Here is an 11994-nt window from a genome sequence, read left to right on the forward strand (position 1 = left end):
TATTAACGATTAAAAACTACATTTCCATCAATTAATACATATTTTATTTCTGTTTCAATTTTCATAGGATTTCCATTTGTAATTACAAGGTCTGCGTCCTTGCCCGTTTCAATGGAACCAACCCTATCTTCAATACCAAGATGCTTAGCAGGGTTTATGGTTATTGCCTTTAAGGCTTCTACTTCATCCATGCCCCATTTCACCGCAAGGCCTGCACAAAGTGGAAGATACTCTTGTGGAATTACTGGAGCGTCAGTAATTATAGAAACATCACATCCTGCCTTTGATAGTACTCCTGGAGTTTCAAAGGTAACATACTGCATTTCAAACTTAACTGGGTGACTTAGAGACGGTCCCACAGCAAGTCTTACTTTTTCCTTTGAAAGTTCATCAGCAATTAAATGGCCTTCAGTAACATGCTCCAAAGTTATATTTAAATCAAATTCCCTTGCAATTCTAAGGGCGGTAAAGATGTCGTTTGCTTGATGTGCATGGGCCTTTAGAGGAATTTCCTTTTTCAAAACTGGAATAAGGGCTTCATACTTCGAATTAAATTCAGGTTTCTTACTCTTATCACCAGATGCACATTCTTTCTTTTCCATATACTCCTTGGCCTTATTTAAAATATCTCTAAAGTTTGCAGCAGTGGACATCCTTGTACTGATTCCCTTTTCGCGGTATACCCTCTTAGGATTTTCTCCAAATGCACATTTCATTGCAACGGGGTCCCTAACAATCATGTTATCAATGCGCTTTCCAAAAGTTTTAATAGCTACAAAAGTTCCACCGATTATATTTGCGGAGCCAGGGCCGGTACCAACGGTTGTAACCCCGCCTTCATATGCCTTTCTCAAAGATGGATCCATGGGATTTAGTCCGTCAAGTCCCCTAAGTTCAGGAGTTAAAAATTTATTTAGCTCATTGAAGTCCTGACCTTCATATCCAATACCTGAACCGTCTAGGCCAAGATGGCTGTGGCAGTCAATAAATCCAGGATATATTTCAAGACCATTTCCATCAATAACTTCTCCGGAAAAGTCCTTTTCAAAATCTCCCTTAACAATATCTTTAATTTTTCCTTCTTCAACTACAATGGAACCAAAAAATCCTTCTTTAGAAATTTTTTCGTCCATTGTGTGAATTGTTATATTTTTTATAAGTAACATTTTATCTTCCTTTCTATACTTCGTTAAAACCAGTTTATTACACTCTAGTTGTAAATTCAAGAATGTTAAATTTATATATTGACATTGTAAAATTAAGATGATATATTAAAAATGTAATCGGTTACACAATTGACACTGGAGGCAAACGATTACAGGAGGTGAGAGCTTGAATATAAAGGACATTGCTCAAATTGCCGGTGTTTCTTCAGCGACAGTTTCTAGAGTTATAAATGACTCTGGATATGTAAGTGATGCGACAAGGAAAAAAGTTACAGAAATTATAAAAAAGTATGATTATGTACCTAATCTTACTGCTAGAAGTTTAAGTAAAAAAGTGTCATCATACATCGGAGTTGTTATTCCTGATATTGAAAATGAATTTTTTTCTAAGATGACCACAGGTATTAGTACAGTTGCAGGTAGTAGAGATTTTAATATTCAGCTTTTAAATTCAAATGAAGATATTCAAATAGAAAATAAATTTTTACAAGGTATTGTTGGTCATGACTTAGCAGGACTAATTATTGCTCCCGTAGCTTGTGACAATGTTTACTGCAGAGATAGATTGAAACTTTTACATAGTCAAGGTCTTCCAATAGTTCTTATAGATAGAGATATAGATGGTTTAGAATTACCTTCAGTATTCGTAGACAATATCAATTCTAGCTACGAAGCTGTAAAAGCATTGTTGGATGAGGGTCATAGGAAAATTGGAATAATAACAGGGCCTATGAATTCTAAGCCAGGTCGAGAAAGATACTTGGGCTACCTAAAAGCTCTCAAGGATTACGATATAGAAATAAATCCAAATTATATAGTAAATGGAGATTTTAGACTTGAAAAGGCTTATCGTGGTTGTAAAAGTTTATTGGATTTAAAAGATCCTCCAACGGCAATCTTTTCTTCAAATAACTTTTCAACACTGGGATGTACAAAAGCCTTTAATGAAAAAGGATTAAAACTTAGTGAAGATATTTCTCTAGTAGGTTTTGATGATATTGAAGTATTGAGCATTTTAAATTTCAATCTGTCTACAGTCCATAGACATGCAAAAATGCAGGGAATGGAAGCTATGAAGCTTCTACTTGAGATGATTAATGGAAAGGTTGTAAAAAACAAAGAGATTATAGTGCCAAGTGAATTGATTTTAAGAGGTTCAGAGAAAAGAAAGGTGGAGTAAAATGGATTTAAATAAGATGATTGACCATACAATTTTAAAGGCGGATGCCAAGAGGGAAGATGTTTTAAGATATTGCAAGGAAGCAAGAGAATATGACTTTATGTCTGTTTGTGTAAACAGCTGCCATGTTAAAACTGTAAAAAAAGAGCTAGAAGGTTCTGATGTAAAGGTGTGCTGTGTAGTAGGCTTTCCTCTTGGGGCCATGGCAACTGAAGCAAAGGCCTTTGAAACAAAGTACTGTGTGGATAATGGTGCTGATGAAATCGATATGGTAATAAATATCGGTGCACTTAAGGACAAGGACTATGACTTGGTTAGAAGAGATATTGAAGAAGTTGTAAAGGCTGCAAATGGCAAGGTTGTAAAAGTGATTATAGAAACATGTTTACTTGATGAAGAAGAGAAGAAAAAAGCATGTGAAATTGCAAAGGTTGCAAAGGCAGACTTTGTAAAGACTTCAACAGGATTTTCAACAGGTGGAGCAAAGGTGGAAGATATTAAGCTTATGAAGTCTGTTGTTGGAGACGAGCTTAAAGTAAAGGCGTCTGGAGGAGTTAGAACTAAAGAAGATGCTATTAATATGATAGATGCAGGAGCTGATAGAATTGGAGCAAGCTCTGGAATAAATATAGTAAAGTAGGTGCAAAATGGGTAAAAAGGCAGTCGTATTTGGAAGTTTTGTAGTTGATTTAATGTCAAGGGGACCACATTTGCCAAGTCCAGGAGAAACCGTAAAGGGAACAGATTTTGCAATGGGACCTGGAGGAAAGGGTTTTAATCAATGTGTGGCAGCACATAAGGCTGGAGCTGATGTAACTATGATGACAAAGCTTGGGGAAGATGAGTTTTCAAAAGTATGTCTTAACACCATGGACTCCCTGGGAATGGATAAAAAGCATGTAATAAAAACTAATGAGAGTACAACAGGGACAGCACTTATTATGGTGGACGAAAATACTGCAGAAAACCAGATTCTTGTAGTTCCTGCAGCTTGCACAGAAATTACAGATGATGAGGTTGAAAGTCTAAAAGAGACCTTGAAAGATGCAGAATATGTCTTAACACAGCTGGAGACAAATATTTCAGCCGTTGAAAAGCTAGTAGAAATTTCAAAGGAGACAAAGACTAAAGTTATCCTTAACACAGCGCCAATCCAAAAAATTGACGAAGATATGTTAAAGGATATATACATGGTTACTCCAAATGAAGTTGAGGCACAAAGCCTTACTGGAGTAAAGGTTACTGATTTAAACTCTGCAGATGAAGCGGCAAAATGGTTTATGGATAGAGGCGTAAAAAAAGTTATTATAACCCTTGGACGAAATGGAGTCTATGTAAATGATGGGGAAAAATCCGACATTATCCCGGCCTTTAAAGTTCAGGCCATAGACACAACTGGAGCGGGTGATGCCTTCAATGGTGGACTTCTAGCAGGACTTAGCGAAGGTATGGATATCTGGGAAGCCTCAAAGTTTGGAAATGTTGTTGGTGCCCTTTCAGTGCAAAAGTTAGGAACGACACCTTCAATGCCAACACGAGAAGAAATTGACGAATTTAGGAGGTCTAGAAATGATTAAGAAGGGAATTTTTCATCCACAACTTCTAAGAGTTCTAGGAGAGTTAAGACATAGAGATATGTTGGTGATTGGTGACGCTGGTCTACCTATACCTAAGGGCGTTGAAAGAGTAGACCTTGGATGGATTGAGGGCGAGCCTTCATACCTTAAAGTTCTTTCAGAGATTGCGAAAGTAATTGTAGTTGAAGATGCTATATTTGCAAATGAGGCAAAGGAAGTTAGTCCTGAAATTCATAAAGAAGCTTTAAAATTACTTCCAGAAAATGTTGGACTAGAATATGTTGATCACTCAGAGCTAAAAGAAATAAGTAAAGACGCAAAAGCAATAATATTAACAGGTGAGTTTACAGGTTATACAAATGTTATATTGGTTTGCGGCTGCGCGTATTAGGGTTAGCTATGAATAACACACCGATATTGGAATTAAAAAATATTGTAAAGACTTTCCCAGGAGTTAGAGCTCTGAAAGGAGTCGATTTAAATATTTATCCTGGAGAAGTACACGCTCTATGTGGTGAGAATGGTGCAGGTAAGTCCACTTTGATGAAAATTATAGCAGGCGCCCAACCATATACTAGCGGGGAAATGATATTAGACGGGAAAAAAGTTGAATTTAAGTCCACAAAAGAAGCGGAAGAAAATGGCATTGTTATGATTTACCAAGAATTTAACCTAATTAGAGATGTTAGTGTAGCTGAAAACATGTATATGGGACATCTTCCAAAGGGAAAGTTAGGAACCGTAAATTGGAAAAAGTTAAATTCTGATGCTAAAAAAATGTTGGATAAACTTAAGTTAAATTTAAATCCTGAAACAAAAGTAAAAAATTTAACTGTTGCAGAATGTTCAATGGTGGAAATTGCAAAAGCTTTAACTGTAGGAGCTAGAATAATCATAATGGATGAGCCTACTGCAGCTCTTGCAGAGGAGGAAATGCAGATTCTTTTTTCGAAGATAAAAGAACTAAGGAATGAAGGAATAGCCATTATATATATCTCCCACAGAATGGATGAAATATTTGAAATTTCTGACAGAATAACTATTTTTAGGGATGGACATTTTGAAGCTGAAAAAGAAACAAAAGACACAGGATATGAAGAAGTAGTATCTCACATGGTGGGAAGAAAGATGGATAGACTATATCCTGATAGACATTATGTTGAAAAAGAGGTTATTTTCGAACTTGAAAATATTTCTGGAAATATTGTAGATGAAGTTAGTTTGAAATTACACAAGGGAGAAATATTAGGAATAACTGGACTTTTAGGTGCTGGTACTGATGAACTTTCGAAAATAGTTTATGGAGCCTCACATAGAAGATCAGGAAATATCATTTTAAATGGAAAGAAAATAGAAAATAAAAGTCCTAAACAAGCTCTCAAAGAGGGAATAGCTTTAATATCAGATGATAGAAAGCAGGAGGGTTTAGTATTAATCAGACCTGTGAATGAAAATATTCTGATGGCATCACCTAAAAACTACACAAATAATTCTGTTATTGATTCTAAAAAAGAAAAGAAAATAGTAGATGAACAGATAAAAAAACTCAATATAAAAGTTTCTGGACACAATCAATTAGTTAATAACCTTTCTGGAGGAAACCAACAAAAGATTGTATTTGCTAAAGTTTTAGAGTCTAATCCAAATGTAATGATTTTGAATGAACCTACAAGAGGAGTTGATATAGGAGCAAAGTCGGAAATATATGACATCATTAACAATCTTACAGAAGAAGGAAAAAGTATTATATTGATTTCCACAGACTTGCCAGAAATAATAGGTTTATCTGATAGAGTAATTGTAATGAGGGAAGGTAGGATTGTGAAAGAACTTTCTAAAGAAAATGCTAATGAGGAAATAATACTAGCATATGCATCAGGAGGAATAAATGGATAAAAAGAAAAAGTTAGTAGGCAAACTAAATATATATAGATCTCTTATCATACTTGTGATAATGTGTGTAGTCGCATCCATACTTTCGCCAAGTTTCTTAAGAATTAATAACTTGTTTAATGTTTTTAGACAGGTTGCAATAGCAGGTATATTAGGTGCAGGGATGACATTTGTTATCTTAACAGGAGGCATAGATCTTTCTGTAGGATCTATATTAGGACTTGCGGGTTCAGTTGCAGCAGGCGTTTTGGCAAAGACAAATAATGCATTATTAGCTTGTCTTACAGCTATTTTAATAGGAATTGTAGCTGGAACAATAAATGGATTCTGGGTAGCTAAATTGAGAATTCCTCCATTTATTGCAACTTTGGGAATGATGACTTTACTTAGAGGATGTGTGCTTGTCTACACTAAGGGATCACCAATACCAATTAAATCTGATGCATATAAATTCATTGGAAAGGCTTCAATAGCAGGAATTCCGTTGCCGGTAATAATCTTAATAGTTGTATTTTTGATATCTAATTTCATTTTATCAAAGACAATTTTTGGGAGAAATGTGTATGCATTAGGTGGAAATAGAGAAGCTGCTAGACTTTCAGGAATTGATACCGTTAAGACAGAATGGTTAGTTTATATTATAAATGGATTTCTTTGTGGATTGGCTGCAATTGTGTTGACAGCAAGACTTGGCTCAGCACAATCAACACTTGGTGAAGGAATTGAAATGGACGCTATTGCAGCGGTAATACTTGGTGGAACAAGCCTTTCAGGTGGAACAGGATACGTGCTTCCGACTGTAGCTGGTGCGATGATTATGGGGATTATAGACAATATATTGACTTTAATGAATGTAAACCCACATGCTACAAGTATTGTGAAGGGTGCGGTAATATTGCTAGCAGTTATTTTAGATAAAAAGGTTAAAGACCTATCTGAAAAAACTGAAATAAATCAAAAAAACAAGAGAGGAGCAAAAAATGAAAAAAATATTTAAATTAGGAGTTAGTGCATTATTAGCAGTATCATTATTTGCATCATGTGCATCTAATGGAGGCAAAGAAGCATCAAACGAAGCTGCTGGAAAAGATGGAGAAAAGAAGTATGTTATAGGCTTAGCGATGAACACTCAAACTAATCCATTCTTTGTATCTGTTAAGGAAGGTGTTCAAAAAGCGGCTGATGAACACGGGATTGAACTTCAAATAACTGATGCACAAGATGATCCAACGATTCAAATGAAGGACATGGAAAATTTGATAACTAAAAATGTAGATGCTATTTTAGTTGACCCTTGTGATTCCGATGCAATAGTTTCATCAATTGAAGCTGCAAACGAAGCAGGAATACCTGTATTCACGATGGATAGGGAAGCTAAAGGAGGAGAAGTTGTAGCCCATATTGGGTATGATGCAATCAAATCTGGTAAGATAGCAGGACAATTTTTAGTTGATGAACTTGGAGGAAAAGGAAAAATCGTAGAACTTCAAGGTATAATGGGAACAAATGTAGCTCAAAACAGATCAGAAGGCTTTCACTCAATTATAGACAAAGAAAGCGGAATGGAAGTAGTTGCTTCTCAAGTTGCGGATTTTGACAGAGCAAAGGCAATGAGCGTTATGGAAAATATTCTTCAAGCAAATAAAGAAATAGACGGACTTTATGCAGCTAATGACGAAATGTTACTAGGAGCATTAGAAGCTATTGAAGCTGCAGGAAGAGGAGATGAAATAAAGATGATTGGATGCGATGCACTTGATGAAACATTAGAAGCCATTAAATCCGGTAAAGTTGAAGCAACCATTGCAGAACCACCTTTCTTCTTAGGAAAAGCCATTTTAAATACGGCTTTTGACTACCTTGAAGGTAAAGAAGTTGAGAAAAAAGTTATTTTGGATAACTCTTTAGTAACAAAAGAAAATGTAGATAAAATTGTAACAAAAGAAGACTAGAATAACTAAAGGCGGCATGAAAATGTCGCTTTTTATATGCAGCAATTATTTAAAAATTTAGAACTCATGTATAATAGCTTATAAGGGGATATTAATTTTCAAAATAATGAAGGGGGATTATTATGAAATATTTTGACATAGGTGGAGTGGAAGTTTCAAGACTTGGATTTGGATGTATGAGATTTCCTGTAATTGATGGTGATAATGAAAAGATTAATAAGGAAGAGTCTGAGAAGCTACTTCTAGACGCCATTGAAAGAGGACTTAACTACATAGACACAGCCTATCCATATCACGAGGAGACCTCTGAAGATTTTGTAGGGGAGTTTTTACAAAAACACAATCTTCGTGACAAAATGCAGCTTGCCACAAAACTACCATGCTGGCTAGTGGAAAAGGAAGAGGACTTTGAAAGACTTTTAAATTTGCAACTTGAAAAGCTTCAAACTGATTATATCGATTTTTATTTACTACACTCTCTTGATATAAAGAGATTTAAGAAGATTGTAGATCTTGGCGTTTTAGACTTTTGTAAAAAGATTAAGGAAAAGGGAATTGTAAAGCATATTGGTTTTAGTTTCCATGACGAATACCCTGCCTTTGAGGAGATTTTTAGCGCCTATGACTGGGACTTTTGTCAAATTCAACTAAATTATTTAGACATAGATTACCAAGCGGGAATGAAAGGTTACGAACTGGCTACTAAAAATAATGTTTCTATAATCATTATGGAACCGCTAAAGGGGGGAAGACTTTCAAACCCACCAGAAGAGATTAGGGTAATGTCTAAAAAGTTTGAACCACTTTCATATTCCCAAGTCGCATTAAAGTTCCCACTAAGTCTTCCAAATGTAATGACGGTTTTAAGCGGAATGAATAGCCATAAACAAGTTGAAGAAAACTGTGACATGGCAGATAAGGTGGAGTATAATAGCTTGACCGATGAAGAAAAGGAATTTTATAGAGTTTCAAGACAGGCCTATAAAGATAGGGAGAGAATAGGCTGCACTGCTTGTGAATACTGTATGCCATGCACTGTGGAAATAAATATACCAAAGGTGTTTAGCCTATGGAACAAGGCCTTTTTATATGACGAAGAGGAAAAGAGCAAGAAGGACTATAAAGAGTATTTAAAAGATGGAGTAAGTCCTGAAGAGTGTATAGAATGTGGAAAGTGCGGAGATATCTGTCCACAACATCTTGAAATTATTGTGGGATTAAAGGACGCCCATGAATATTTAAAATAAGCCCATGGGCTTTTTTAATTGAAATAAGAATTAAAAATACGACTCCTTATTTCAATTAACAGTGACTTTCTGAAATAATAAAGAAAAATTCGAATTGAGATTAATATAAAAGGTAGTAGGGCGACCCTACTACCTTTTTATTATAAATTTTCTAAAACTCTTTCCATTGAAAGAATGTCTTTTGAAATAGCTGCCCTTATTGTTATCTTAGGGTCAACTAGTTGAGATATTCTCATATCCACAGCTAGACTTGAAAGTATTAGCGCATCTTCCCAAGAAATGCCAAGGGACTTTTCCAAAAGTTCCATTACAGCTTCAAGGGCTTGTTCATTTGCTTCGTTTATATTTTCTTCGCTTGAAAGAACCATTATTTCACTTTCTGTTTCAAGGATTGGCCAGTCAAAGCTCTTGTTCTTTATAACTTCAACTTCCAAAGTTACTTCTCCAGGTATTTCAAGTCCTGTTCCACTAACTTCTCCATCGCCCATTACAGCGTGTAAATCACCAAGGGCAAGCATTGCACCTTCAACGGCCACAGGGAAGTACAGTGTGGATCCTGCAATTATTTCGGCGGTGTCCATGTTTCCTCCATGTTTATATGGAGTGTCGGTGGTCCATTCGCCGTCTTCCTTATGTGTAGCAACTCCAATAACACCAATCATTGGCTTTATAGGAATTTTTATATCTTCAGTAAAGTACGCATATCCATCCTTTACTTCAATAATCTTTGTGGTTGGATTTTTAACCTTGCCTCCAAGTACACCAAATCCAGGTATTGCCAAGGAACATCCCCTGTTTGAAACGTCGATTTTTTTAATCACTACCTTTAATAAATCGCCTTTTTCAGCACCTTCAACATAGATTGGTCCCGTTGCTGGGTTTAAGTTGTCATGATTTATTTCATCAAGAACTTGCTTGCTATTTGTAATCTGTTGATAGAAGCAGTCGTTTGTTTCAACTACAAACTCTTCGTTTTGATTAACCTTTGCAACCTCTTTAAGGTCATTTGTAAATTTATAAATTACATTTTCCGAACTAATTCTTTGCATTATTTGCCTCCAATTTTTTTGCCTTTTTGTCTATTATTGTTACTATTGCACAGTTACCCGCAACTGAACATGCTGTTCCAAAGCTATCTTGTGCTAGATAAAGGGCAATCATAAGTGTACTTTGAGTGTCATTAAAGCCAAGGTGAACACTTAATAGTCCAAGGGCCGCCATTATAGCACCTCCAGGAACTCCCGGGGCCGCAACCATGGTTACACCCATTAGCAATATAAAGATTGCTATTGATCCAATGCTTGGAGTCATGTTGTCCATTAACATAACTGCCGTTGCAAACATTGTAATTGCAATTGAACTTCCTGGGAAGTGAATTGTTGCAGATAGCGGGATGAAGAAATCTCTAATGTCCTTTGAAGTACCATTTGCCTCTGCAGTTTGCAATGTAATAGGAATTGTTGCCGCTGATGACTGTGTTCCAATGGCTGTTACCCATGATGGAATTTGATTTTTAATAAACTGTGCAAGGGTAGGAGCTTCTTTGTTGTACGCTTTTGCAATTACATACTCTAGTATGTTTGCGACTATTTGGAATACTATAACTGCAATAAATACCGTTCCATATGATTTTAAAATCTCTCCTATATTGCCACTGAAAGTCAAGTGAGCAAATATTCCTGCTATATACCAAGGTAGAAATGGGATAATAGATTTTTCAAGTATCATATTTATAATTGCGTGAAATTCATTGAAGATACCCTTTATCTTTTCCGCCTTCAATACAGAAATTCCTATTCCTAAAACAAATGCAAGAATAAGAATGGAAGTTATATTTGCAAGGGGTGGCATCTCTATTTCAAAGAATGGAGCAAGGTCTCCCATCTCTGAGATAGCTGAAGTTCCAGAAAGATTTAACATCTTAGGGAATAGTAGTTTAGACACTATATATGCCACGACTCCCCAAAGTACTGTGGAACCATAGGACATAAACACTGAAAAGCCAAGTATCTTTCCTGATCCGCTTCCAAGGTCGGAAATACCCGTTACCACGAATGCAAGAATAATAAGAGGAACTATAAAGTTAAGATAGTTACCAAAGATATCTATAACCGTTATAACGCCTCGCATAATTACTTCTGGAGCAAATGTTCCAATTAAAATTCCTGCAATTACACCAATAATGAGCTTAGGTAATAAACCCAGTTCAAATTTTTTTTCTTTCATAACACACCTCTTTATAATAATTTAAGCATATCGCTTTACTTTACTATAACATAACATTGTGTTATAAACAAATAAAAAGTCGGCATGGAAGACCATACCAACTTTATTTTATTAAAGATTTTTTTAAAGGTGGGACTATAAAACCAACTATTACCGATGTAGCAAGTATCTCCAGTGGTAGGTTTGACGCTGCAACACCAAGAAGTACCTTACCTGCGTTTGTGGAGTCAAATGCTTTTGCAATTTTTGGGGCGTATAGAATATATCCAACTCCTAGGACAAACACTGTGTTTACAATGGCGCCAAGGCCTCCAACTATAAAGGGAACAAAGAATTTTTCTTTAAATTTTGCATTTAAACTTCTAAATGCAAATCCAGTAATAACTCCAATTAAAATCCTTGGTAAAACTGATACCAGTGGATTTATAAATATAAAGTAAAGAATGGATGATGGAGCCGTAAGGTTTGTGAAAAGTGAAAATAGTCCAAACACAAGACCCACTAAGCCACCTATAAGAGGACCACAGACTATTGCACCGATTATGGTTGGTATATGTAATGTGGTTACTCTAATTAATCCCAGTGGGATGTAACCCAGAGGAGTTAGTCCAAATAAAATTGTTATTGCTGAAAGCAGTCCAAGAACAGTTAAGTCCTTTGTGGATAAATTTTTCATTTTGCCTCCTATTAATAGAAATAATTTCATAAAATATTATAACAGATATCCTTTGAAAAAATTTTAAAAAATCGAAT

The 11994-nt window shown here is 35.6% G+C and carries 12 protein-coding genes; 8 read left to right on the plus strand and 4 right to left on the minus strand.

The features are described from left to right. Positions 1-2: 2 nt before the first annotated feature. On the minus strand, positions 3-1166 hold the full coding sequence (locus WKS98_RS04835; RefSeq protein WP_498917380.1) for an amidohydrolase: 1164 nt from the start codon (positions 1164-1166) through the stop codon (positions 3-5). Between the two features lie 166 nt (positions 1167-1332). On the opposite strand from WKS98_RS04835, the gene WKS98_RS04840 reads away from it, so the two are divergent. The 8 genes from WKS98_RS04840 to WKS98_RS04875 all read left to right on the plus strand — a co-directional run bounded on the left by WKS98_RS04840 (position 1333) and on the right by WKS98_RS04875 (position 9015). Next, a complete protein-coding gene (locus WKS98_RS04840; protein ID WP_498917381.1) occupies positions 1333-2346 on the plus strand; it encodes a LacI family DNA-binding transcriptional regulator in 1014 nt (337 codons plus the stop codon). Position 2347: 1 nt separating this feature from the next. Then, the gene (gene deoC, locus WKS98_RS04845; protein ID WP_498917383.1) at positions 2348-2986 is read left to right on the plus strand and encodes a deoxyribose-phosphate aldolase; all 639 of its coding nucleotides are present in this window, start codon (positions 2348-2350) and stop codon (positions 2984-2986) included. A gap of 7 nt (positions 2987-2993) precedes the next feature. Further along, positions 2994-3923, plus strand: coding sequence for a ribokinase (gene rbsK / locus WKS98_RS04850; protein WP_498917384.1), 930 nt, complete (start codon positions 2994-2996; stop codon positions 3921-3923). Continuing rightward, positions 3916-4314 carry a D-ribose pyranase gene (gene rbsD, locus WKS98_RS04855; RefSeq protein ID WP_498917387.1) on the plus strand — a complete coding sequence of 133 codons (399 nt, stop codon included), beginning with the start codon at positions 3916-3918 and terminating at the stop codon, positions 4312-4314. Before rbsK ends, rbsD begins: the two co-directional genes overlap by 8 nt. Before the next feature lie 8 nt (positions 4315-4322). Continuing rightward, the gene (locus tag WKS98_RS04860; RefSeq protein WP_498917389.1) at positions 4323-5819 is read left to right on the plus strand and encodes a sugar ABC transporter ATP-binding protein; all 1497 of its coding nucleotides are present in this window, start codon (positions 4323-4325) and stop codon (positions 5817-5819) included. Further along, positions 5812-6813 carry an ABC transporter permease gene (locus WKS98_RS04865; protein ID WP_498917390.1) on the plus strand — a complete coding sequence of 334 codons (1002 nt, stop codon included), beginning with the start codon at positions 5812-5814 and terminating at the stop codon, positions 6811-6813. Before WKS98_RS04860 ends, WKS98_RS04865 begins: the two co-directional genes overlap by 8 nt. Beyond that, entirely contained in the window at positions 6797-7768 is a 972-nt protein-coding gene (locus WKS98_RS04870; protein ID WP_498917392.1) for a substrate-binding domain-containing protein, read from the plus strand. The genes WKS98_RS04865 and WKS98_RS04870 overlap by 17 nt, the downstream gene beginning before the upstream one ends. A gap of 122 nt (positions 7769-7890) precedes the next feature. Then, positions 7891-9015, plus strand: a complete 1125-nt coding sequence (locus tag WKS98_RS04875; RefSeq protein ID WP_498917394.1) for an aldo/keto reductase — start codon at positions 7891-7893, stop codon at positions 9013-9015. A 140-nt stretch (positions 9016-9155) separates the two neighbouring features. Here WKS98_RS04875 and WKS98_RS04880 read toward each other — a convergent pair whose 3' ends face one another. From WKS98_RS04880 to WKS98_RS04890, 3 genes are all read right to left on the minus strand, one after another. Continuing rightward, on the minus strand, positions 9156-10064 hold the full coding sequence (locus WKS98_RS04880; protein ID WP_498917396.1) for an acetamidase/formamidase family protein: 909 nt from the start codon (positions 10062-10064) through the stop codon (positions 9156-9158). Next, positions 10051-11241, minus strand: coding sequence for a dicarboxylate/amino acid:cation symporter (locus WKS98_RS04885; protein ID WP_498917398.1), 1191 nt, complete (start codon positions 11239-11241; stop codon positions 10051-10053). Before WKS98_RS04885 ends, WKS98_RS04880 begins: the two co-directional genes overlap by 14 nt. Before the next feature lie 103 nt (positions 11242-11344). Then, the gene (locus WKS98_RS04890) at positions 11345-11917 is read right to left on the minus strand and encodes an ECF transporter S component (RefSeq protein WP_498917400.1); all 573 of its coding nucleotides are present in this window, start codon (positions 11915-11917) and stop codon (positions 11345-11347) included. Positions 11918-11994 lie beyond the last annotated feature (77 nt).

This window comes from Lagierella sp. ICN-221743 (assembly GCF_037890055.1).
GTDB lineage: Bacteria > Bacillota > Clostridia > Tissierellales > Peptoniphilaceae > Mediannikoviicoccus.

Coding starts and splice junctions, on each gene's coding strand:
- WKS98_RS04835 (WP_498917380.1), bottom strand. CDS start 1,166: ATGTTACTTATAAAAAATATAACAATTCACACAATGGACGAAAAAATT.
- deoC (WP_498917383.1), top strand. CDS start 2,348: ATGGATTTAAATAAGATGATTGACCATACAATTTTAAAGGCGGATGCC.
- rbsK (WP_498917384.1), top strand. CDS start 2,994: ATGGGTAAAAAGGCAGTCGTATTTGGAAGTTTTGTAGTTGATTTAATG.
- rbsD (WP_498917387.1), top strand. CDS start 3,916: ATGATTAAGAAGGGAATTTTTCATCCACAACTTCTAAGAGTTCTAGGA.
- WKS98_RS04860 (WP_498917389.1), top strand. CDS start 4,323: ATGAATAACACACCGATATTGGAATTAAAAAATATTGTAAAGACTTTC.
- WKS98_RS04865 (WP_498917390.1), top strand. CDS start 5,812: ATGGATAAAAAGAAAAAGTTAGTAGGCAAACTAAATATATATAGATCT.
- WKS98_RS04870 (WP_498917392.1), top strand. CDS start 6,797: ATGAAAAAAATATTTAAATTAGGAGTTAGTGCATTATTAGCAGTATCA.
- WKS98_RS04875 (WP_498917394.1), top strand. CDS start 7,891: ATGAAATATTTTGACATAGGTGGAGTGGAAGTTTCAAGACTTGGATTT.
- WKS98_RS04880 (WP_498917396.1), bottom strand. CDS start 10,064: ATGCAAAGAATTAGTTCGGAAAATGTAATTTATAAATTTACAAATGAC.
- WKS98_RS04885 (WP_498917398.1), bottom strand. CDS start 11,241: ATGAAAGAAAAAAAATTTGAACTGGGTTTATTACCTAAGCTCATTATT.
- WKS98_RS04890 (WP_498917400.1), bottom strand. CDS start 11,917: ATGAAAAATTTATCCACAAAGGACTTAACTGTTCTTGGACTGCTTTCA.